We start from the raw sequence: 22,281 nt of genomic DNA, 5'->3' as shown, positions 1-22,281 counted from the left end.
TTATTTAGCTTCATCAAAAATATGAAGGTTCTTATAAATGTATTCGACTCCTGATGCTACTGTTAAAACAACAGCTAATGCAACAAAGATTTGATCGACTGGCCAATTAAATAACTCAAATGGATAATTTAATAATAATAACGTTGAAATCATAATAAATTGAACAACCGTTTTAATTTTGCCAAGCCATCCAGCAGCAATTACAACACCTTTCGAAGCAGCAATCGTTCTAAATCCGGTAACAATAAATTCACGTGCTAAAATAATAAACACAACCCATCCCGCAATCAATCCATTTTCAAGTAAGATTAATAACGCAGCTGTTACTAATAGTTTATCTGCTAACGGGTCCATAAACTTTCCAAAATCAGTAATCATGTTATATTTACGAGCAATATAACCATCAATAAAATCGGTGATAGCCGCTAGTAAGAAAATCACTAAACCTAAAAGATTAGCATATGGAATTAAATAATTATTTACTGAAATCGTATTTACCACTAAATTTGGAATATAAAAACAAACAATAAAAAATGGAATTAAAATAACACGTAATAACGTTAGCTTATTTGCTAAGTTCATACTCTCTCACCTACTCAGTTTTAATATTAATTTTTATGTATTGATGGGGGGTTGAAGGTTCAAAATCAATCACTTGATTATTTACTGAAATTTTAACTGCTGTTGCATCTCCGACATTAAACTCTAATGTTCCAAATTGATCACCTGCAATTTTTTGTTCAAATACCCCACCTGCTTGATATGTTTCTCCAGGAATTAAACTTTGATCACCTAAGTTTAAACTTAACCAACAAGGAGCAGTAAAATCTAATTTCAAATCAGCTTCCGTTTGATCTGTAACAATATCAAAAATAACTTCCTTACTTTGTTGAGAAACCATTGATACTGTTGTAACTGGCTGTTGTGGTTTTTCTTCCGGTACTTGTGTGGGTGTTTCCTCTAGTGTTTCAGGTGTTTCTTCATCCTTTTCAACCATCTCTGATGAATTTGGATTATTAATAACAATATTATTGTCCGCTTTAGGCGTAGCATTTTTCACCACATCTACTACGTAAAAGACTCCAAGAGCAATGACTAAAACAGCACATACTAATCCTGCAACGCGCCCTAAATTACGATTACGTTTTTGCACTTTTTGTTTATGAATTTTCACTTCAACTTCTTTCTGAATTTGAGTTCCATAAAACTGTTGATATAACTCCTCAACATTCAATGATAAGTATGTTGCATATTTTTTAATATACATTTTCAAATAAAAAGTATCAAAGCGATCAAAATTTCCATTTTCAATATTTTTTAAATGCTGAATTGGAACCCCAATCTTATCAGCTACATCTTCTAAATTAAGATGGCGATTTTGTCGTTGTTCGCGCAAATAATCAGCTAATTGTTGATTGTTTTCTTTATTTGAAAAATCCATTTCGGCACCTCCCATAAACATCCATAAAAGCAAACTAAATTAATAATAGCATACCTATATTTAATAAAAAAGTAAATAAAGGGATTTTTTTCAAGGTATGACTATTTTTCATATCGTTTATTCAGATTTTTTCAAATTGTTCATCTCTAATCATTCATATGTTTAGTCAATTTAATTAATTCATACATTTTCGTCTAAAAGAATCATTAAAAAAGCACAACTTAAATGTTGTGCCTTATCGTTTAATTTAGTGCATAAATAGCAATCTGTAAGCCATGTTCTGTACCGTCGTACTCAAACGGATGCCTCCTCGTACTTAGGTGGTAATTATCTGTCTGTAGAGATGACTCTCTACCTCCCATATGCGTTCAATTCCGCTTTAGGAGTGCCCCTACCAAATTTGGGTTTCTCGCTCGTGGGGTTTACCCGTTCCACGTCTCTCGTTTCCGATTGACATCGTCACTGTGGCACTTTTAAAGGTACTCATACCATATCTTACGACTTAGGTATTTTCCCAGCCGTCAGCCAAGAAACTTGACTGCCCTAACTTATTGTTTCGTTAGGCACGAACACTACAACCATCGCAGGTTGTGCGAGCATGGACTTTCCTCACCGTCATAAATGACAGCGCAATTACCCGAATGCTATCGGAATACTATTATGTCAAACTTCTTCAAAAAAGTCAATTGTTAATAATATCCATAAGTATTAAAAATTGTGTGAATTCCTGGTGAAATATCATGAAAGGTTAGCTTTTTTTCCTTTTATTTGATAAGATATACACTTAGGAGGTGTATAATTCTGTGGTAAATTATCCTCATAAAAAGAAAGCAACACTTACGAGTGAAAAAAACATTTCATTTGGAAAACGTGGGATGTCTTTTGAAGATGATTTAACAAAATCAAATGAACACTATTTAGCAGCAAACAAAGCTGTCATCCACAAAAAACCAACACCTGTTCAAATTGTTAAAGTTCATTACCCTAAACGTGCGGCTGCTGTCATCACAGAGGCTTACTTCCGCACCCCATCAACGACTGACTTTAATGGGATTTTTAAAGGGCGATATATTGATTTCGAAGCAAAAGAGACTTCAAATGCTACTATCTTTCCTTTACAAAACTTACATGAACATCAAGTCAATCATATGATTGAAGTTAAAAAACATGGTGGAATTACGTTTCTACTCGTGAAGTTTTCAAAATTTAATGAAATTTATTTATTACCTTGTGAAAACCTTGCAAAGTTTTGGCAAGAATATAAATTAGGTAATAGACGCTCAATTAGGCGTGAAGAATTTGCACAATATGGAACAAAAATTCCTGAAGGTGCCTTTCCAAGAATCGATTACTTAAAAGTGGTTGAAGAACTTTTCTTATAATCGTAAAGGCGGTGACTTAGATGAAGAAAAATAATGGTAATAAATTCTCTCTCACCCTACTCCAAGCTATCGGAACAATTTTTAAATCATTCGTATTAGTTGGGCTGCTGGGGGGAATTGCAGCAATGATGATTGGGAGCTTCATCATTTTCAAAACAATTGAAACAGCTCCAGAACTAGATATCTCAAAAATTTATGCAACCGAATCAACAGTTATTTATGATAAAGATGGAAATGTGCTTGATGAACTCGGAATTCAAAAACGTGAATGGGTTTCTTATGATGAGATTTCTCCTGTTTTAATTGACGCTATTGTCGCAACTGAAGATTCAAAGTTCTATGAACATGGAGGAGCCGACTGGCAACGTTTCTTAATCGCAGCTCTATCTAATCTTTCAACAGGTGACTTTGATCAAGGAGCAAGTACATTAACTCAACAGTTAATTAAACAAACTCACTTAACAAGTGAGAAAAGCATCGATCGTAAAATTAAAGAGCTATACTTATCAATTCAAATTGAAAAAGTCTTAACAAAAGAACAAATCATTGAAGCCTATTTAAACTACTCTCCATTTGGAGGAAGTGTTAACGGGATTCAAAAAGCTGCAGAATACTATTTTGGAACAACTGCTGACGATTTAACATTAGCACAAGCAGCGACTTTAGCAGGACTCGTTCAATCACCTGCAACCTATCGCCCCGATCATTACGCAGATGCAACTGAAAAACGTCGTGATACAGTATTAAAACTTATGGTGAAGCATGGCTACATTACTCAAGACTTAGCAGACTTAGCAGCAGCTGAGCCTATTACAGATATGCTAGTCTACACTGAGTCTGAAACAACTGATAAAACAAAATATCAATCATTTATTGATGCTGTCTTAAATGAAGTTGAAAATAAATATGGTTTAAATCCATACTCAGGATTACAAATTTATACAACCATGGATCCTGAAGCTCAAGAACTCATCTACGATATCCAAAATACTAACAACTATGTTGACTGGTCTGCTACTGGGCTTGCGAATTCAAAAACAGATATTCAATCGGGTATTGTGTTTATGGATACACAAACCGGTCAAGTTCGTGCCATCGGTGGTGGGGTGAATGAAGAAGGTATCGAACGTGGGGTAAATTTCGCCACTCAACTTCAACGCCAACCTGGTTCAACAGCAAAACCAATCTTTGCCTATGGACCTGCCATTGAATACTTAAAATGGGGAACAGGTACAACTGTTGATGATGAGTTATATACTTATCAAGATGGAAGTGGACAAATTGTTCATAACTATAATCATATCTATCAAGGTCGCATGACTATTCGTTATGCATTAAATAAATCATTAAACGTACCAGCCGTAAAAGCATTTAATGCAGCAGGTGCTGATAATGTGAAAACATTTGCTGAAAACCTCGGATTTACTTTCTCACCAGAAGTACTAAGTGCAGACGGATCTTTATTTGAATCAACAGCAATTGGTGGTGTTTCAAGTGGATTCTCACCATTACAAATGGCAGCTGCTTATGCAACCTTTGGAAATGGTGGAATTTATAACGAACCCATTATGATTGAAAAGATTGTAACAAGCGATGGAACAGTGATTAAGGCTGATCAAGAATCACATCGTGCCATGAGTGAAGAAACAGCCTACTTATTAACAGATATGTTACATACCGTTATGACAGATGGAACAGGAACAACTGCCAATGTTGGTGGTATGTACTTATCAGGAAAAACAGGAACAACCAATCTAGATCCAAAAGATCGTGCCACTTATGGCTACCCTGATAATGCTATTCGTGATTCTTGGTTTGTCGGTTATTCAAACTACTATACGGCTGCTATTTGGACTGGATTTAATCATAATAAAGATGGTTATATTACTCAAACAACACAATCAAAACCTTGGTATGTATTTAATACTTTAATGAAGTATTTAAATCCAGCAGGTTATGTAGAGCCAACTCGTCCAAGTAGTATCCAATCGTACACCATTGAACAAGAAAGTGGAAATAAAGATGGCGAAGTGTTATCACCATCTAAGTTCACACCAAGCCAATATGTATCCTCTGAATTATTTATTAAAGGATATGGACCAAGCGGAACATCTACTCGTTTCCAACAATTAGATACTCCACAGAACTTTACAGGATCTTACACTGGCTCAGCTCTTCAGTTCTCTTGGAATCATGTTAAAGGTTACACATTAACACTTGATGAGGCTCGATCAAAAGCTAGCTATGCAGCTGATCTAGCCACTAAAGCAACAAAGATTAGCCAAGTGCCAACATTAAATCCAACTGAGTCACAACTTCGTATGATGATTAAACAAATTCAAACGATTGGACAAACGATTTACGATGTTTATGCTACAAATCATTATGGAAATGAAATCCTACTCGGTTCAACAACAGGTAATACATTAACAGTCGATAATGTCTCAATTGGCGATATGTCTAAATATAAAGACTTCTATATCCGAGCACGTTATGAAAATTCAGGAGCATTAACAAGCGAAAACTCAAATGCGATTACGATCGATTGCGATAGTTGCTCAAAACCAGTTGATATTCCAAATATGAAAGGTTGGACAAAGCAACAAGTAGAAGATTGGGTAACAGCAAATGGAATTACAGTATCTTATACTGAGACTCCGACAAATGAGATAGCAAATGGTCTTGTCTTATCAACATCACCAGCTAGTGGAACATTACTTCCTGGTGAAACATTAACAGTTACTATTGCATCTGCACAGTTAACTGTACCAAACTTCAAAAACGAACCTGATTTCATTAGTCAGTATCAAGCTTGGGCTGCCCTAAACTCAGTAACTATCAAAGTTAAAGAAGAATTCCATGATAGTATCCCAAGTGGAGCATATATCGGTTCAAATCCAGGAATCGGATCTTCAATTACACCAGGATCAACATTAACGATTACGATTTCAAAAGGTCCTGCAGGCGGTTCGACAACTCCTGAAGATATGCCTGATAATGAAGGTTCAGAAGATTAATACCATCTAATCATTAAGCTCAATAAAAACCACCCGTCAAACGGGTGGTTTTCACTAGGGCTATAAGCCCTTGTTACCGGCTAGCGTCTCAAGGCGCTAGCTTTCACTTTGTTCAAGCTACTTGCCTTTGCCGCTTTTGCTTACTCCTAAAGGAGTTTTCGTATTGCTAGCTACCCTTTAAAAGGGTCTTCATATTCTTTTACACTTAATTTATCCATAGCTATATCATGGCTTTCTTGTTCCTGTATATATTTCTTAATCGTTGCTTCATTTAATCCAACTGTACTTACGTAATATCCTTCGGCCCAAAAGTGTCTATTTCCAATTTTATATTTTAAATTTGCATGTTTATCAAAAATCATCAATGCACTTTTCCTCTTCAAATATCCCATGAAACTTGAGACACTCATTTTTGGTGGGATACTTACTAACATATGGACATGATCTGGCATCAGATGTCCTTCTATTATTTCTACTCCTTTGTAGGCACATAATTGTTTTAATATATCTCTTATACTGGTTTTATATTGATTATAAATTATTTTTCGTCTATACTTAGGAGTAAACACAATGTGATACTTACACATCCACTTTGTGTGAGATAAACTATTTGCCTTATTGGCCATAAAAATCACCTTTCTCTTCTAAAATAGTAGCCTGAACAACTCTATTATAGGAAGAAAGGTGATTTTTTAGTGGTATAACCCTTATTTCCCACCCGCATAGCAGGTGGTTTTATGTTTCGCACGCTTCGCGAGCTCAACAGGCTAAAGCCTTTAATAAAAAAAGGATTCCTCAAATGAGAAATCCTTTTATTTTGCTTTTTTAATTAAACGTTTCCCTTCTTTGCATGAAGTAAATAATGGGCATGTCTCACATTTTGGATTTTTAGCTGTGCAGTGATAACGGCCAAAGAAAATCATTAAATGATGTGATTTAGACCAACGTTCTTCTTTAATAAGTCGCATTAATTTATGTTCAACATCTAACACTGTATCATCAGCCTTTGCAAATCCAAGGCGTTTAGAAATACGATCGACATGTGTATCAACAGCGATACGTGGGACATCAAAGCCTACTGATAAAACAACATTTGCCGTCTTACGGCCGACTCCTGGTAACTTAACTAACTCTTCAAATGTATTTGGTACAACACCATTATATTCTTCAAGTAATAAACGGCATAATGCCTGAATATTTTTTGCTTTACTTCGATATAAACCAATGGTTTTAATATCTTGTTCTAATTCTTCTAATGTTACATTCAGATAATCTTGTGGTGTCTTATATTTCTCAAATAATGTAGCTGTTAATTTATTCACACTTTTATCTGTTGTTTGTGCCGATAATAAAACGGCTAATACTAATTCAAATTCATTTTTAAAATTTAACTCACAATGTGCATCTGGAAATAATTCTTCCATTACATCGATCATTTCTGCAGCTTTTTTCTTTGATACCATGATGTTCTCCTCTATCTATTCATTCATCCAATCATAATAGAAGTTTGGATCGACAGCAGGGGCTTGTGTTGATGTTGTCGCTGCTGTTTGTTTTCGTTGACGGAAAGCAATTAATTGACGTTTAGCTTCCTCGACTGTCTTAATATTTTTCTTTTTCCAATCTAATAAAATTTTATCAATATAGCGAATCGATTTAATTTGATACGAGTTCATTTCTTGAATAGCCAATTTAATTAAATCCGCATCAAAGTTATCCTCTGTCATCCATAAATGAATCGTCTCAATATCAAGTGGACTTAAAATCCCGAACTCTTGCTCAATCATTTTAAAAATTTCTTCACGTTGAGAGGATTGAGACTGTGTTTTTTTCTGCTTTAAGTGTCGCTCTAATTTTTCAAATAATGGTGAGATTGAATATTCTTCAAATCGTTTTCCAAATGAATCTGTTTTACTGCTTACTGAAATGTATTGGCGTTCGACAAGACTAATAAATAATAATGAACAATTTGCATCATCAATGGTCATATGTGTTGAAATCTCTGCAAAAGTCCATCCTCCTGGCTTTGTTTGAAGTAAACGAGCTAATAATACTAAAAAGACATACTCTTGTTCATTTAGACCTAGCTCACCATAAGTTGTTAATAATAACGTATTAAAGTCTAATAAATTTTCTTTCCATAATTCGTACATCACAATCTCTCCTACTTTATATCGAATTGTAATAATACATCACCAGTTTTAGCATCAATAATGATATAATGCTCTTCATCTCCTAAAGAAACTAATACTTCATAGACTGGTTTTTCATCGTAGATTCCTAAGTAATAGTGTTTTACTATGCCTTGCGCTATCAGCGACAGGGCTTTTTGTGCTGCTTGCTCAGGTGTCATCAATTCTTCAACAGGATAGCTAAAATCAACGGTATTATCTTTAATAAAATAGTAATACTCTTTATTTGATGTTAACAAGACTTTTGCCACATAATACTGCTCTTGACCACTATACTCCGCTATTTCTAAAACTTCAGAAACTTCTGGCAAATTAGCTAACGATTTTTGATACGTCATCAAGGTCTTATTATATTGTAAAACATACGAGGCTAATAAAATTAAACCTGAACAAAGAATAACGATGATTAATAAGACGCTACGCTTTAACCATTTATTTTTTTTATTCATATTTGACTCCTTATCGGTACTGTTTTATAAATTCAATAAGCACCGCTCGATTATTGACTAATTGCTTCATTACAATTTGATACTCAATCTCCTCTAGTAACTGTTGAATCCACGGCCCTTTTGGGCGATTAATTATTTTTGTAATTGTTGCTACATCAATTGCTAATTGTTTACGCGTTTGAAGAGGTAATTCAATCACTTCGTATGGTCTCATCTCCTGATTTAAAAAGCAAATCAGTTGATGATACAGTTGTGCCCAAGTTTCACCATAACGATAAGTAAAGTAAGGCATCGGAACTGGTGAATGAACACATGAACGTAGCACTTGAATACATTTTTTCTCTTCTTTAGAAAAAGGCCAAGCTGATAAATACCTTGATAACTCTTCTAAATTTAGACTAGCAAGTACAAATAATAAAATCGGATGCGTTAACAATTCAAAATTATAGCTTCGATACTCACAAAGTGGTGCTAAATCAGGTAACGCCTCTAACAACTGCGTATCATATAAATAATGCATTGCCTCTTGCCTTGAGCTCCCCTGAATCAATCCTTCTAATTCCTTTTTAATACGCTCTTTTGAGATATGTGCAATCAAGGGACTAACCTTCTTAATCCCCTCTAACGTTTCGTGATCTAATGAAAACCCAAGCTTGGAAACAAATCGGATACCTCGAAGCATTCTAAGTGGATCCTCTGTAAAACGTTCAGTCGGTACACCTACACATTTTAATAACTGATTGTTAAGGTCATTAAGCCCTTGCATCGGATCATATAAACAATCGTTAATATCTCTTGCAATGGCATTAATCGTAAAGTCACGACGTTTTAAATCATCTTCTAAAGAAGCTGTAAAAATCACTTCATTTGGATGGCGATAATCCGCATAGCCTGTCTCTACTCTAAAAGTCGTTACTTCAATTGGAATTTTATTAATGATTACCGTTACAGTTCCGTGTGCTAATCCTGTGGCAATTGTTTTTTCAAACAGCGACATCACGACTTCTGGTTTAGCTGATGTTGTAATATCAATGTCATAAATCGGAAGATTAATTAGTTGATCACGAACCATGCCACCAACAAAATAAGCTTCATATCCCGCTTCATTCAATGTTTGTAAAACCATTTTTCCAGTTGCAAGTAACTCCATGATTAACACTCCATCTCAAAATTATACTCTTCTTATTATACTTAACATTAAAGTGGATAATCAACTCATACTCTACTTTTTTATCATAAAAAAACCTTCGATATGAAGGCTTTAATCAAGTAAATGTTGCAATCCATATACTAGTTCATCCAATTCACTAACCTTGCGAATGGCAAGAATAATTCCTTTTTCAAAGGAATGGCGGCTATTTGATTGATGAATAAGTTCTAGCGTCTGATATTCATCACTCACCAAGACTTGATGTTTCGCTAAAACACCTGGCATGCGAACACTATGAACATGAGTCGATGTTAATTTACGTTTAAGCGCACAATCTAGCGTATTCGCAATATAAGTAGCCGTTCCAGATGGCTGATCTTTTTTATTCACATGGTGATATTCTACAATTTCAAAGTTATCAAAATAGTGCGAACAAATTTCAGTAAACTTATTAATCAAAATCGCACCAATTGAAAAATTAGGAGCAATGACGCCTTTCCCGCCATTTTCTTTAGCTATTGTTTTTAAATAATCTAAATCCTCTTTATTAAAACCTGTCGTTCCAATGACAATAGCTTTTCCTGCTTTTAACATGACCTCAGACGCCATTTTGGCAAACTGATAAACTGTGAAATCTACATAAACATCAAACTCAACTTCATCAAGAACTTTTTGAATATCATTATAAATGGGAATCTCTCCATCTAACTGTTCAACTTCACTTACCCCTGCAACTAACTCTATATCTTCTTCAGCCTTGATCGCTTCAACAAGAAAACTCCCCATTTTGCCTTCTAATCCACCGACAACGATTTTTTTCATTATATCCCTCCACCATTTGCCTATCTTTATAGTTTATTTTATTTTAACTTCGACTAAACGTGATATAATAAGATATAAAAGGAAAAAAAATCTAGGAGGTTCAGCGTGTCAACAAAATTATTAAAACAACTATTGTTAATTACACTTGGAACAGCTATTATGGCCTTTGGAATCATCAACTTTGCAGTTACCAATCAGATGGCTGAAGGTGGTTTTACAGGAATCACAATTATTTTGTTCCATCTGTTCGGACTAAGTACTGGAGTTAGTAACTTATTATTAAACATCCCGATGTTAATCATCGGTTACCGTCAATTCAGTAAAAAAGGATTCTGGTTAACGATTTTTGGAACATGTATGTTATCTGTGTTCTTAAGTTTATTTGAAACGTTAGGACATATTGTTCCACCACTTCCAAATGATATGATGATTTCAGCTATCGGAATGGGAGTTTGCGTTGGAACAGGATTGGGAATTATCTTCAATGCGGGTGGAACAACAGGTGGTGTTGATATCATCGCAAAAATTATCAAAGATAAAATCGGTATTCCAATGGCACGTACGATGTTTGCTTTTGATGCCATCGTTATTGGAATTTCAATGATCATCTTCTTATCATTTACCAATGCCATTTACACGATCATTGGATTATATATTGCAGCTCAACTGATTGACAAATTCCAAGAAGGATTCCGTGCTGGACAAAAAGTCTTAATTATTTCTGATAAATATCAAGAGATTGCAGATGCTATTCATAACAAAATGAATCGTGGAGCGACATATATTTACGGTATGGGTTCATATAACAAAAGCGATAAAATGATTATCCTAACTATTATTAATAAACGTGAATTAAGTTCCTTAAAAGAAATCATTTATCAAATTGATTCTCAAGCTTTCGTAAGTGTCAGCCACGTTTACGAAACACTAGGAGAAGGTTTTACCTTCGATGCTAACGGTATTCCATACTTCGACTAATCAAAAAGCGACTGAAAAACTTCAGTCGCCTTTTTTTATTCTCTCTCCCAAAGTAATGTTGCTTTTTCCAATACAGAGTCTAATGGTTTATCAAATAAATGATTATAATTAGCTACCATATAATAAACCGCATCAATCTTACCATTAATATAAACTTTCTCCCAATTAGCTTCGGTCCATCCACTGAGATTTTGATGCTCTTCTACAGTAAATAGATTTTCACTATCAGAAATGAATTGTTGCTTAGGGGATAGCTTTGTCCAAATTGTATTCGTGTAGTAAATCATAAGAATATTTTTCATCTGTCCATCAATCTCTACTGTTCGTTGTAAATGATGGCATCTATAAAAGTCATCTTCTAAAAATTTAAACTCCATCATACGATCTTCTATCGCTTGAACTCCAATCAACCTTTCATTATACTGAATTGGAACTTCTAACCTGAAGATTAAAAAGTAACCTCCAATACAAATTCCTATTGCGCTAAAGACTGATAACAAAATTAATGTAATTTTATTTTTCATAAATTTTTGTCGTAATGATTGTAATGTCTGCACTTGTGCTTCTTCAATATTAACTGATTTAATCACTTTAAACTCATCCTGTTTCATTTGATCTAAAGCTACTGAACACTTAACACATGTTTGCAAATGCTCCTTCATAAAAGCTTTCGTGTCCTCCTGACAGACCCCATCGACATAAAGAGGTAATAAATCTTCAATGATTTGACAACTAATCCTCATTTTAAGTCCTCCTTTACTTTGAGTTTAGCTCGATGAAACGTGACTCGTGCCCAACTTTCTGACTTTCCAAATAATTCCCCAATTTGAGCAAATGATAGCTCTCCAAATAACCGTAAATTAAACACTTCTTTATAGGGGTCTTCTAATCGATGAACAGCTCGATGAATTTCAAATGTTTTTTCTTTATGAATCAGCTTAGATTCAAAGCTCTCCATCGCAATTTCTTCTGGCAATTGCTCAGTTCGTTTACTCTTCTTATAACTTGTGAAATACGTATTCTTTGCAATATGGCAAAGCCAAACTCTTAATTTACAATCCCCCTTAAATCGATGAATATTTTTAATGGCCTTTAAAAAAAGTCTCTTGCGTAATATCTTCTGCCATTGCCTCGTGATGACATAATGATAAAACATACTTATAAACATCTGGAAAATATTCCGCATAAATCTTCTCAAACTCTGTCACCCCATCACCTCGCTTCCATCTATAAGACTTTCAAACCATTCATTCGTTACAAAATTTTACTAATTTTATTTTACTACAACATAAAAAAAGTCATCAAACGTTAAGTTTGATGACTTTTTAATTAATCGTTATTGCGTGAATTAAAAATCATGATTAAACGTAATAATTCGGCAATGGCCACCACAGCTCCCGCTACATACGTTAATGCTGCCGCCGTTAACACTTTACGTGCCCCTGCTTTTTCTTCGTTACCATATAAAATATTCATTTCTGATAACTGAGCAACTGCACGAGTTGATGCATTAAACTCAACAGGTAAAGTCACAATTTGGAATAACACGGTTACGCCAACTAAAATAATCCCAAGTAATAAAAATGATGAACCACCAAAAATAAATCCTAAAAGAATGGCTAAGTAACCAAACTTATTGGCAAAATTTACGACTGGAAACATTGCTGAACGGAATTGAAGTGGTGCATAGGCATTCGCATGTTGAATCGCATGTCCACATTCATGAGCAGCAACTGCTAAAGCAGCAATCGATGTTCCATGATAAATATCACGTGATAAACGAACTGTTTTACGACTTGGATCATAATGGTCACTCAAACGACCACCAACCTCTGTCAAATGAACATGTTGTAATCCATTTCGATCTAGGATACGACGTGCCACGTCCGCTCCAGTTAAACCTGATGAAGCGCGAACACGTAAGTATTGGTTAAACGTCGATGATAAATAACCTTGGGCTAACATCGGGACGATTAATGCTATCAATAAATAAATTAAATACGATGAATCGAAACGCATCCCATATCCACCGTAATATCCACCATAATATAAGAACATTGTTCAATCACCTCTACTAGAATTTCTTTAAGATGTATTATACACCATTTAAGGTTTTGTCATCAGATTGTAAAAACCATTTTTTGAGTTTTATACAATTCTTACATTAAATTCTCTAGTAACTCTCGAGCCGGTGTTAAACTTGGATCAATATTTAAAATTTTCTCAAGTTGTTTCGCTGCCTCTTCACGACGTCCTTCTTCCATTAAGAATTGCGCATAATCAAATAAGAAATCAACATTTTCTCCATAGTTGACGAATGCTTTCTCAAAGTATGAAGCCGCTTCATCATACTCCTCTAATTCTAAGAAAGCAATCGCTAAATCCCAATCAAATCGGTCATCAAATAATCCGTTTTCTTCATAATGTTGAATATTTTGAACGACTTCTTCAAAGTCTTCTAACACTAAGCAAATACGGTTACTACGAAGTGCTGCTTCTAAATCTTCTGGATCTAAGTTTAAGGCCTCATAATAAGCATCGCGCGCCCCTTCTAAATCTTTTAATTTCTCTAAAGCCAATCCTTTTAAGTAGTGTAACTCGGCATTGAATTCATTATGTGTTATCCCTTCTTGAATCATTTCAAGTGCTTTTTCATAATCTTCTTCTTTTAGATAGATTTTTGCTAACAATGGATAAATTGTATCATAGCTTGAATCTAATTCTTTTAAATCATGAAACACGCGCTTAGCTAATGAGTAATCGTCGACTTGATAAGCAAGGAATCCTTTATTAAAAAGTTGATCCGTATTCAACTTACCAAAATATTTTTCTGATAAATCGAATTGTTCTAATGCTTTCTCAAATTCTCCAATATGGCTGTAGCACGTTGCTAAACGGTCATACACATTAATGTCAGCGTTTAATCCACATTCAATTAAATCTAAGTATAAATCTAATGCTTTTTCAAATTCTCCAATGTGATGATAAAACTCAGCATAAGCTAGTTTAATTAAATCGTTATGAGGTTCGAGTGATATAGCTTTCTTTAACTTATCTTCAGCGACTTCAAATAATCCTTGAGCGATGTACATATCTGCTTCGAGTAAAAGAACACTCGCATTCGTTTCTTCATCGCTACCCGCTAATAAGTCAAGTGCTTTTTCATCCTCAGCTAAATCTAAATATAAATCCGCTAAGAATGTTTTTAAGTTGACTTCATTTGGATATTTTACTAACAATGGTTCAACTAACTCAATCGCTTTTGAGACATGAGCAATCGCCGCGAAAATTTGAGCAATAATGAAGATTTCATCATCATTAGCATCAAACGCAAAATGTTGCATCTGCTCAATCGCCTCTTCTGTCAGTTGCCCTTTCTCATATAACTCAATAAAATATTCAATTGACATTTATAACACCTCTAATTTCCTAATAACACATTTAGATGTTTTAAGAAGTCTGGATATGAAATCTCCATTGACTCAACATCTTCAATAATGAGTGGTTCATCGATTAATAACGAAGCCACACAGAGCATCATCGCAATTCGATGATCTTTATGACTTGAGACTGACGCCTGATTAAACGAACCTTCCGGCTGTCCTGTGATGATCATTCCATCATCAGTACTTTTTATTTCGGCGCCAATTGCTTTTAGCTGGTTGACGGTCACATCAATACGGTTCGTTTCTTTAACCTTCAACTCCTCAGCATCTTTAATGACTGTTATCCCTTTTGCACGTGTGGCAAGTAACGCTAAAATAGGGATTTCATCAATTAAGCGTGGAATCATATCGCCTTCAATCGTCGTGGCAACTAAGTCTTTCGTGTATTGAATATGAAGATCAGCGACTGGTTCACCACCAAAATAACGTTCATTGACTAATGTAATCTTTCCATTCATCGCTCGAATCACATCAATAATTCCTGAACGTGTCTCATTAATTCCGACATTTTCAATCATCACATCACTACCTGGAACCATTAATGCCGCTACGATAAAGAACGCTGCAGAGGAAATATCACCCGGTACAAAGACTTCCCCTGGTGTGATCGGCATCTGTGGTCCTTGAACCGTAATCATTCGATTCACTTTATTATAGGCAATTTGGAAATCCTCAAACATTTTTTCCGTATGATCACGCGTCGGAATTGGTTCATGAATCGTCGTCACACCTTGAGCTAACATCCCAGCTAACATAATGGCAGACTTCACTTGGGCACTTGCAACGGGAAGCTCATAAGAAATTCCCGTCAACTGATGACCAGTAATTGTAGCAGGTAATGTAGCATCATTTTCTAGCGTAATATTAGCCCCCATTTGTGAAAGAGGGAGAGTCACTCGTTTCATTGGGCGCTTCGATAATGATTCATCACCAATTAACGTTAATGTAGCAGGTAAGTTGGATAGTACGCCCATCAATAAGCGTGCGGTTGTTCCAGAATTTCCGGCATCTAAAATTGACTGATCATAACAAAAACTCTCTAACCCCGGGCTCGTGATTATTAAACAATCCTTGCTTAATTCAGACTTCACACCAAATTGTTTAAAAATTTCTAGCGTACTAATACAGTCTGCTCCTAGTAATGGCTCGTGAATTTTTGTCGTCCCTTTGGATAAACTACTAAAAATAATGGCACGATGAGTAATTGATTTATCTCCTGCTACTTTAATACTTCCCTTTAATGACATACTCTCACCTCTTTTGTCATTTCATTTAAAAACTGTTGTAACATTGGCTTTAATTCTTCTTCGCTAAATGTTACTAAAACAGGATTGCCTACCTCTTTTAATAAAACAAAACGGATCTGATGTTGTTCATTCTTTTTATCATGTAACATGTAGTTCATATATTGTGTTGCACGATCTGCTTTTAAGAATAGCGGAAAGTTAAGCTGTTTTAAATAAGATATGTAATCATCTATCGCTAAATCAATCTTAAATGTTATCTTACTTAAATATAGCGCAAATATAATCCCAATAGCGACAGCTTCACCGTGTGATAAGCTTTTCTCATCGAGTTCAATCGCATGGCCAAACGTATGGCCAAAGTTTAAAAAAGCACGACTTCCTTTTTCAAACTCATCCATTTCAACCACATTCTTTTTAACCATCAGACTTTGCATTAGTAAAGCAGCAAAGATTTCTTCCTGCAGTGGGTCTAATGTATGAAACGACATTAACGTCTTCAATAGTACCTCATCTGAAATGAAACCATGCTTCACCATCTCTGCTAACCCACTTCTCCACTCTTTATCCGATAACGTTGCTAACAATGGCAATTCGTAGATGACAGCTTTCGGTGGATAAAAGGCACCAATTAAATTCTTTCCAAGCTCATGATTAATCGCGACCTTTCCACCGACCGCACTATCATGCGCCAGTAAGGTGGTCGGAACTTGAATAAAATCAATTCCACGCATATACGTTGCGGCAACAAATCCAGCTAGATCACCGACGACTCCACCACCAAAGGCTAATATTAACGCCTTACGATCAACTTGATTTTGAATCAGAAACGTTTGAATCGCATGATACACCTCGAAACTTTTTGATGCTTCTCCTGGTTTGATGACATATACTAAGGCCTCTTTTGATAAAACATGCGCTAACGTTTGATAATGTAACTCATAGACAGTTTCATCTGTAATGACAACTACTTGTGTCGCTTTTTGGATGAATGGCGTTAACTCATTTAAACAACCATCACCAATATAAATAGGATACTCCCCTTGATGCGTTTTAACTTGTAATTGTTTCATTAAAAATCCCTCATTGCTTCACGGTGACATTTTACAGCTTTAATTAAAGATGACATTTGGTTAGATTGGAATTCTTCTAATATCTCCTTTGCTAGTTCAAAGGCTAAAACTGATTCTAAAACGACACCCGCAGCGGGAACCACGCAACTATCTGAGCGCTCAATCATACTTTCCTCCACTTCTTTCGTATCAATATGAATCGAGTTTAATGGCTGATATAACGTTGGAATTGGTTTGATCATCGCCTGCACCACAACTGGCATTCCATTCGTCATACCCCCTTCAAATCCACCATAATGATTACTCATTCGCGTAAATCCTTGATCATATGAGATTTGATCATGGACTTCACTTCCAAAATGAGAACTCGCCATCATCGCATCACCAAAATAAACCCCCTTAACTGATTGTACCCCCATAAAGGCTGCGGCAATTTTAGCGTCTAATTTTCGATCAAATTGAACATAACTACCAAGACCTGCCGGTACATTTTCAGCTAATACTTGAACAATCCCTCCGACTGAATCACCTTGCTGTTTCGCTTCATCAATATGTTGACACATTTGAATCGAAAGGTCTGAATCAACACAACGAACAGGCGAATTAGCAATCGCAGCTTGAATAGTTGAAATTGTTGTTGGATAATTCGTTACTGATACTTTCCCAATTTGTAAAACATGAGAAATAACCTCAATATCTAACGCTTTTAAAATCCGTTTAGCAACGGCTCCAACTGCAACACGAATCGCTGTTTCGCGTGCAGATGAACGTTCTAAAACATTTCTTAAATCTCGATGCCCGTATTTCATTGCCCCAACTAAATCAGCATGGCCTGGTCGTGGCACTTTTTTAATTTCATAATCATGCTCATCAATCGGCTCAATCGCCATGACATGACCCCAATTTTTATTATCCTTATTTTTAATGACAAGTGTAATTGGGGATCCAAGCGTAACCCCATGACGGACACCACTTGTAATCTGCACTTGGTCACTTTCAATTTTCATACGGTCGCCACGTCCATATCCTTGTTGACGGATCCTTAAATCTTGATTAATCATCTCTGCTGTTAAAGTAAGTCCTGCAGGGACTCCTTCAATAATTGCTGTTAGCTGTGGTCCATGTGATTCTCCACTACTTAAATAACGCATATCGATGACTCCTATCCTTTAATTAAATTTAATACTTCCTGTCTCATTGCTAAATCTTCTTTAAAAATTCCAGTGCTATAGATTGTTTTGGTCATAGCTCCCGGTTTTTTAATGCCACGCATTACCATGCACATATGCTCGGCTTCAATAACAACCATCACACCTTTTGATTTAATCGCATTAGCAATCGTATCCCCAATTTGTTTTCCCATACGCTCCTGAAGTTGTGGTCGACGTGAAACAACCTCTGTTACACGAGCAATCTTACTTAATCCCACTACCTCATTATTCTCAGGATAATACGCCACATGAACTTTCCCAAAGAACGGTAATAAATGATGTTCACACATTGAGTGGAAGACAATATCTTGTACTAAGACATATTGATCATATTCTTCACTGAAATAAACTTGTAAATGTTTTGAAGGATCTTCATGTAATCCACCGAAAACTTCCTCATACATACGTGCTACACGTGCTGGTGTATCAACTATTCCTTCTCGATCTGGATTTTCTCCAACGGCTTCTAAAATCATTCTTACGGCCGTTTCAATTTTATTTTTATCCACTGACATATTATCACCTTTTTACATAATCATTCGACATTTAAGTATATATGCTATTTTACCATAATCTATATTGAAAATGATTAATATTTTACATTTAGAGTATCAGACTTCACCCCTTAAAATTTCATTAATTCTGACCAACTATATATAACCCCCAATAAGTTTTTCATAACGTAAAAACTAAAGCCCTGCCAATGGAGGATACATTTTCTGCGAAAATGGCAGGTGACCCAGCCCTGCCAATGGAGGATACATTTTCTGCGAAAATGGCAGGTGACCCAGCCCTGCCAATGGAGGATACATTTTCTGCGAAAATGGCAGGTGACCCAACCCTGCCAATGGAGGATACATTTTCTGCGAAAATGGCAGATGACCCAGTCCTAGCAGTAAAGGAATGGATTTCTTCAGAAATCACTAGGTGACCCATCGCTACCCTAGTTCGCCTTTCTATCAAAAAGACTTGCGTACTAAGCCTGATTGTTAGAATATGAACTATATTTCGCTATTTATATAGAAGCAAAAACAGATATTTCACATCCACTTTTTAGTTTTTGCTAAATGCCTAAAGTTATCAAAAAAGTAACAAAAAAGCATAAAAGCAAGATAGATTGCTTTTATGCTTTTAATGTCGTATTAAAACATAGATTGGTAGAGTTCAACATAACGATGAGCCGAATGCTCCCAAGAGTAATCTCCAGTCATTCCTGTCACCATTAATTGATGCCAAACTTCTTTGTTATGATGATAATAATCTAATGCTCGACGAATGGTATATAACATATCATGCGCATTATAATTGGTAAAGCTAAATCCATTTCCTTCACCAGTAGCTTCATTATAGGAATGAACCGTATCATTTAATCCACCTGTTTCACGAACAATCGGAACTGTTCCGTATCGCAGTGATATTAACTGTGATAAACCACATGGCTCATATAATGATGGCATTAAGAACATATCACTTGCACCATAAACTAAGTTTGCAAGTTTTCCATTATATCCTAAATAAATCCCCACCTGTTTCGGATACTTATCTCGAATCCATTGGAAATACTGTTCATACTTTGCCTCTCCAGATCCGAGCAAGAAAAATTGAATATTATCGTAAATTAATAACTCTTCTAAAACACAAGTAATTAAGTCTAATCCTTTTTGTGAATCTAATCGTGTGACAATTCCAATCAACGGAATATCAGCATTGATTTCTAAATTAAAACGTCTCTGTAATTCTTCTTTATTTTTAAGTTTCAATTCTAATGTCTCTTCGGTGTAAGGTGAAACAAGTGCTGTGTCAACCGCTGGATTAAAGATATCAGTATCAATTCCATTAACAATTCCACTCAAATCAGATTGACGCATACTTAAAATATGATTTAAATTTTCCCCATAGAAATCCGTTAAAATTTCTTTAGCATATGTCTCACTAACCGTTGTCACCTTATTTGCATATTGAATCCCTAACTGCATATAGTTAATATTTATATCATCAAATCGATAGCCTAAATGGCGAACGGCATGTGAAGTGAATTGTCCTTGGAAACGTAAGTTATGAATCGTATAAACTGTTTTAGTATTGTAATAAAACGGATCGGCATAATAACGCTGATCCATAAAAAATGGAATTAACCCCGTCTGCCAATCATTCGTATGAATAATATTTGGCTGAAAATTAATATTCTTTAATAAGCGCAGGGTAACTTCACAGAACATAGCAAATTGATAATCGCGATCTTCACACTCATAAATAGAATGTCGGTTTGAAAAAAGTGGTTCAAATATTAAGTAATATTTAACCCCCTCTAACTCAACACAATTAATCCAAAATAGTTTGCCCATAACCTCAACATTGGTTACCCAATATGCACCTTTTAACATTCCCTCAGGGATTTGTTTATAACCTGGTAAAATAACACGAACATCATGGCCTTGTTTAACTAGTGCTTTTGGAAGGGCATAAGCTACATCAGCTAGCCCTCCTGTTTTAATAAATGGATAAACTTCAGATGAAACAAATGCAATCTTCACGGTTTAAGCCTCCTTTGCAGGATAAACCGTGCTACCACAAGCTATAATTTTGTCACTAAAGTCTGTCTCAGCAACATGCGGAAAAATACGAACATTACGTTCAATAATTGTTCCCTCAGGAATATGTACCCCTTTACCAATAACATTTAATCCACTTGATAATACTTTTGGTTTTTCTTGATTTGGACAAACATTAGCTCCACGCCCAATGATACTTCCTTTACCAATAACACAGTTTTTATCAATAATAGCTCCATCAATGACACATCCCTCTTCAATGATGGTATCATTCATAATAATACTATTACGAACAATAGCATTTGGATGAATATGAACACCTGGACTTACTACGCATTTAGTCACAGATCCGGCAATAATTGAACCATTTGATATCAAGCTTTGACAAACTTGAGCCTTTGAACCAAATTTAGCAGTTGGTTTTTCTTCACTTTTCGTATGAATAACCCAATCTTTATCATACATATCTAATTGAATTTTATCGACTGTTGTTGTTAATTCTAAATTAGCCTCTAAATACGACTCGTATGTTCCAACATCTTTCCAGTAATCACGGAAGCGGTAAGAATAAACATGTCCATTCTCAATTAAATGAGGAATAACATCACTTCCAAAATCTAAACCAACCTTTTTAAGATGTTGTAACGTATTAATTAATACATCCGTTTTAAACACATAAATCCCCATCGATGCTAGATTACTCTTAGGCTCTGCTGGTTTCTCAGCGAATTCTACAATACGTCCATTTTCATCATCTGTTAAAATTCCAAAGCGAGACGCTTCACTCCACTCAACTTCTTGAGCACAAACTGTTACATCTGCACCTTTCTCAATATGTTGTTGGATTAATGGACGATAATCCATTTTATAAATATGATCCCCTGATAAAATTAAAACGTTGTCCGGATTCTTACGTTTAATATAACTAATATTTTGTAAAATCGCATCCGCTGTTCCTGTATACCATTGATCTGATGAATGACCTTCACATGGTTGTAATAACGTTACTCCCGTATTTTTACGATCAAAATCCCATGCTTGACCTAATCCGATGTGTTCATTTAATGATAATGGTAAATATTGAGTTAAAATTCCAATATCGTATATTCCTGAATTTGAGCAATTACTCAATACGAAATCGATAATTCTAAATTTCCCTGCGAAAGGCACACTCGGCTTGGCTCTTCCAAGTGATAAAATGTCTAGACGTGATCCACGTCCACCTGCTAAAATCATAGCTAAAGTTTTCATCCCAAAATCCCCCACTTCTATCTTTTAAGCTGTATATTGATTTATTTTGTTCAACACTTTTGAACACCCTAAT

23 protein-coding genes and 1 other RNA gene are annotated in these 22,281 nt (G+C 35.3%); 4 read left to right on the top strand and 20 right to left on the bottom strand.

Annotated elements, in window-relative coordinates; genetic code table 11:
- From pgsA to rnpB, 3 genes are all read right to left on the bottom strand, one after another.
- On the bottom strand, window positions 1–582 hold the full coding sequence (gene pgsA, locus AT726_RS09660) for a CDP-diacylglycerol--glycerol-3-phosphate 3-phosphatidyltransferase (protein ID WP_055243096.1): 582 nt from the start codon (window positions 580–582) through the stop codon (window positions 1–3).
- Window positions 583–592: 10 nt separating this feature from the next.
- Window positions 593–1,441: a helix-turn-helix domain-containing protein gene (locus AT726_RS09655; RefSeq protein ID WP_068759486.1), complete on the bottom strand. Its 849-nt coding sequence runs from the start codon at window positions 1,439–1,441 to the stop codon at window positions 593–595.
- A 264-nt stretch (window positions 1,442–1,705) separates the two neighbouring features.
- Window positions 1,706–2,086, bottom strand: an RNA gene (gene rnpB, locus AT726_RS09650) — RNase P RNA component class B.
- A gap of 158 nt (window positions 2,087–2,244) precedes the next feature.
- Here rnpB and recU point away from each other — a divergent pair.
- Window positions 2,245–2,823 (top strand): Holliday junction resolvase RecU, encoded by a 579-nt coding sequence (gene recU, locus AT726_RS09645; RefSeq protein WP_068759485.1) that lies wholly within the window; start codon window positions 2,245–2,247, stop codon window positions 2,821–2,823.
- A 20-nt stretch (window positions 2,824–2,843) separates the two neighbouring features.
- Entirely contained in the window at window positions 2,844–5,840 is a 2,997-nt protein-coding gene (locus AT726_RS09640; protein ID WP_068759484.1) for a transglycosylase domain-containing protein, read from the top strand.
- Window positions 5,841–6,010: 170 nt separating this feature from the next.
- Here the strand turns inward: AT726_RS09640 and tnpA are convergent, their stop codons facing one another.
- The 6 genes from tnpA to dapB all read right to left on the bottom strand — a co-directional run bounded on the left by tnpA (window position 6,011) and on the right by dapB (window position 10,453).
- Window positions 6,011–6,466 carry an IS200/IS605 family transposase gene (gene tnpA / locus AT726_RS09635; RefSeq protein ID WP_068759483.1) on the bottom strand — a complete coding sequence of 152 codons (456 nt, stop codon included), beginning with the start codon at window positions 6,464–6,466 and terminating at the stop codon, window positions 6,011–6,013.
- Between the two features lie 186 nt (window positions 6,467–6,652).
- Entirely contained in the window at window positions 6,653–7,303 is a 651-nt protein-coding gene (nth, locus tag AT726_RS09630) for an endonuclease III (protein ID WP_068759482.1), read from the bottom strand.
- A 15-nt stretch (window positions 7,304–7,318) separates the two neighbouring features.
- Window positions 7,319–7,993 carry a DnaD domain-containing protein gene (locus AT726_RS09625; protein WP_237252528.1) on the bottom strand — a complete coding sequence of 225 codons (675 nt, stop codon included), beginning with the start codon at window positions 7,991–7,993 and terminating at the stop codon, window positions 7,319–7,321.
- Between the two features lie 11 nt (window positions 7,994–8,004).
- On the bottom strand, window positions 8,005–8,481 hold the full coding sequence (locus AT726_RS09620; protein ID WP_055305942.1) for a PepSY domain-containing protein: 477 nt from the start codon (window positions 8,479–8,481) through the stop codon (window positions 8,005–8,007).
- 10 nt (window positions 8,482–8,491) lie between these two features.
- Window positions 8,492–9,631: a CCA tRNA nucleotidyltransferase gene (locus AT726_RS09615; protein ID WP_068759481.1), complete on the bottom strand. Its 1,140-nt coding sequence runs from the start codon at window positions 9,629–9,631 to the stop codon at window positions 8,492–8,494.
- Window positions 9,632–9,742: 111 nt separating this feature from the next.
- On the bottom strand, window positions 9,743–10,453 hold the full coding sequence (gene dapB / locus AT726_RS09610; RefSeq protein ID WP_055277433.1) for a 4-hydroxy-tetrahydrodipicolinate reductase: 711 nt from the start codon (window positions 10,451–10,453) through the stop codon (window positions 9,743–9,745).
- A 105-nt stretch (window positions 10,454–10,558) separates the two neighbouring features.
- Here dapB and AT726_RS09605 point away from each other — a divergent pair, with 105 nt between their 5' ends.
- On the top strand, window positions 10,559–11,431 hold the full coding sequence (locus AT726_RS09605) for a YitT family protein (protein ID WP_068759480.1): 873 nt from the start codon (window positions 10,559–10,561) through the stop codon (window positions 11,429–11,431).
- 35 nt (window positions 11,432–11,466) lie between these two features.
- Here the strand turns inward: AT726_RS09605 and AT726_RS09600 are convergent, their stop codons facing one another.
- The 9 genes from AT726_RS09600 to folE all read right to left on the bottom strand — a co-directional run bounded on the left by AT726_RS09600 (window position 11,467) and on the right by folE (window position 18,920).
- Window positions 11,467–12,174 carry a zf-HC2 domain-containing protein gene (locus AT726_RS09600; RefSeq protein WP_068759479.1) on the bottom strand — a complete coding sequence of 236 codons (708 nt, stop codon included), beginning with the start codon at window positions 12,172–12,174 and terminating at the stop codon, window positions 11,467–11,469.
- Complete coding sequence (locus AT726_RS09595; RefSeq protein WP_411039937.1) at window positions 12,171–12,509, bottom strand: RNA polymerase sigma factor; 339 nt, start codon at window positions 12,507–12,509, stop codon at window positions 12,171–12,173. Before AT726_RS09595 ends, AT726_RS09600 begins: the two co-directional genes overlap by 4 nt.
- A 4-nt stretch (window positions 12,510–12,513) precedes the next feature.
- Complete coding sequence (locus tag AT726_RS13625; RefSeq protein ID WP_411039935.1) at window positions 12,514–12,639, bottom strand: RNA polymerase sigma factor; 126 nt, start codon at window positions 12,637–12,639, stop codon at window positions 12,514–12,516.
- 121 nt (window positions 12,640–12,760) lie between these two features.
- Complete coding sequence (locus tag AT726_RS09590) at window positions 12,761–13,489, bottom strand: zinc metallopeptidase (RefSeq protein ID WP_055243121.1); 729 nt, start codon at window positions 13,487–13,489, stop codon at window positions 12,761–12,763.
- A 101-nt stretch (window positions 13,490–13,590) separates the two neighbouring features.
- Window positions 13,591–14,841, bottom strand: coding sequence for a tetratricopeptide repeat protein (locus tag AT726_RS09585; protein WP_055243123.1), 1,251 nt, complete (start codon window positions 14,839–14,841; stop codon window positions 13,591–13,593).
- An 11-nt stretch (window positions 14,842–14,852) separates the two neighbouring features.
- The gene (gene aroA, locus AT726_RS09580) at window positions 14,853–16,124 is read right to left on the bottom strand and encodes a 3-phosphoshikimate 1-carboxyvinyltransferase (protein WP_055277637.1); all 1,272 of its coding nucleotides are present in this window, start codon (window positions 16,122–16,124) and stop codon (window positions 14,853–14,855) included.
- Window positions 16,115–17,194, bottom strand: a complete 1,080-nt coding sequence (gene aroB / locus AT726_RS09575) for a 3-dehydroquinate synthase (protein ID WP_068759478.1) — start codon at window positions 17,192–17,194, stop codon at window positions 16,115–16,117. The genes aroA and aroB overlap by 10 nt, the downstream gene beginning before the upstream one ends.
- The gene (gene aroC / locus AT726_RS09570) at window positions 17,194–18,345 is read right to left on the bottom strand and encodes a chorismate synthase (protein ID WP_068759477.1); all 1,152 of its coding nucleotides are present in this window, start codon (window positions 18,343–18,345) and stop codon (window positions 17,194–17,196) included. Before aroC ends, aroB begins: the two co-directional genes overlap by 1 nt.
- Window positions 18,346–18,356: 11 nt before the next feature.
- On the bottom strand, window positions 18,357–18,920 hold the full coding sequence (gene folE / locus AT726_RS09565; protein ID WP_068759476.1) for a GTP cyclohydrolase I FolE: 564 nt from the start codon (window positions 18,918–18,920) through the stop codon (window positions 18,357–18,359).
- 188 nt (window positions 18,921–19,108) lie between these two features.
- Here folE and AT726_RS09560 point away from each other — a divergent pair, with 188 nt between their 5' ends.
- The gene (locus tag AT726_RS09560; protein WP_158508546.1) at window positions 19,109–19,336 is read left to right on the top strand and encodes a hypothetical protein; all 228 of its coding nucleotides are present in this window, start codon (window positions 19,109–19,111) and stop codon (window positions 19,334–19,336) included.
- 211 nt (window positions 19,337–19,547) lie between these two features.
- On the opposite strand, the gene AT726_RS09555 is transcribed toward AT726_RS09560, so the two are convergent.
- Together AT726_RS09555 and AT726_RS09550 are read right to left on the bottom strand one after the other, a co-directional pair.
- Window positions 19,548–20,939, bottom strand: coding sequence for a glycogen synthase (locus AT726_RS09555; protein ID WP_055277641.1), 1,392 nt, complete (start codon window positions 20,937–20,939; stop codon window positions 19,548–19,550).
- Window positions 20,940–20,942: 3 nt separating this feature from the next.
- Entirely contained in the window at window positions 20,943–22,208 is a 1,266-nt protein-coding gene (locus tag AT726_RS09550) for a glucose-1-phosphate adenylyltransferase (protein ID WP_068759474.1), read from the bottom strand.
- Between the last annotated feature and the right edge of the window lie 73 nt (window positions 22,209–22,281).

The organism is Turicibacter sp. H121 (assembly GCF_001543345.1).
Classification (GTDB): Bacteria; Bacillota_I; Bacilli_A; order MOL361; family Turicibacteraceae; genus Turicibacter; species Turicibacter bilis.
The sequence above is the reverse complement of the archived record's forward strand: the minus strand, read 5'-3'. Positions and strand labels throughout refer to the sequence as shown.

Excerpts from the sequence above, each read along its gene's own strand:
- tnpA (WP_068759483.1), bottom strand. The coding sequence starts at position 6,466 with ATGGCCAATAAGGCAAATAGTTTATCTCACACAAAGTGGATGTGTAAG.
- AT726_RS09560 (WP_158508546.1), top strand. The coding sequence starts at position 19,109 with ATGGAGGATACATTTTCTGCGAAAATGGCAGGTGACCCAGCCCTGCCA.
- AT726_RS09625 (WP_237252528.1), bottom strand. The coding sequence starts at position 7,993 with ATGTACGAATTATGGAAAGAAAATTTATTAGACTTTAATACGTTATTA.
- AT726_RS09585 (WP_055243123.1), bottom strand. The coding sequence starts at position 14,841 with ATGTCAATTGAATATTTTATTGAGTTATATGAGAAAGGGCAACTGACA.
- AT726_RS09640 (WP_068759484.1), top strand. The coding sequence starts at position 2,844 with ATGAAGAAAAATAATGGTAATAAATTCTCTCTCACCCTACTCCAAGCT.
- pgsA (WP_055243096.1), bottom strand. The coding sequence starts at position 582 with ATGAACTTAGCAAATAAGCTAACGTTATTACGTGTTATTTTAATTCCA.
- AT726_RS09615 (WP_068759481.1), bottom strand. The coding sequence starts at position 9,631 with ATGGAGTTACTTGCAACTGGAAAAATGGTTTTACAAACATTGAATGAA.
- aroB (WP_068759478.1), bottom strand. The coding sequence starts at position 17,194 with ATGAAACAATTACAAGTTAAAACGCATCAAGGGGAGTATCCTATTTAT.
- folE (WP_068759476.1), bottom strand. The coding sequence starts at position 18,920 with ATGTCAGTGGATAAAAATAAAATTGAAACGGCCGTAAGAATGATTTTA.
- nth (WP_068759482.1), bottom strand. The coding sequence starts at position 7,303 with ATGGTATCAAAGAAAAAAGCTGCAGAAATGATCGATGTAATGGAAGAA.
- AT726_RS09655 (WP_068759486.1), bottom strand. The coding sequence starts at position 1,441 with ATGGATTTTTCAAATAAAGAAAACAATCAACAATTAGCTGATTATTTG.
- aroC (WP_068759477.1), bottom strand. The coding sequence starts at position 18,345 with ATGCGTTATTTAAGTAGTGGAGAATCACATGGACCACAGCTAACAGCA.
- AT726_RS09600 (WP_068759479.1), bottom strand. The coding sequence starts at position 12,174 with ATGAGGATTAGTTGTCAAATCATTGAAGATTTATTACCTCTTTATGTC.
- AT726_RS09590 (WP_055243121.1), bottom strand. The coding sequence starts at position 13,489 with ATGTTCTTATATTATGGTGGATATTACGGTGGATATGGGATGCGTTTC.
- AT726_RS09620 (WP_055305942.1), bottom strand. The coding sequence starts at position 8,481 with ATGAATAAAAAAAATAAATGGTTAAAGCGTAGCGTCTTATTAATCATC.
- dapB (WP_055277433.1), bottom strand. The coding sequence starts at position 10,453 with ATGAAAAAAATCGTTGTCGGTGGATTAGAAGGCAAAATGGGGAGTTTT.
- AT726_RS09550 (WP_068759474.1), bottom strand. The coding sequence starts at position 22,208 with ATGAAAACTTTAGCTATGATTTTAGCAGGTGGACGTGGATCACGTCTA.
- aroA (WP_055277637.1), bottom strand. The coding sequence starts at position 16,124 with ATGTCATTAAAGGGAAGTATTAAAGTAGCAGGAGATAAATCAATTACT.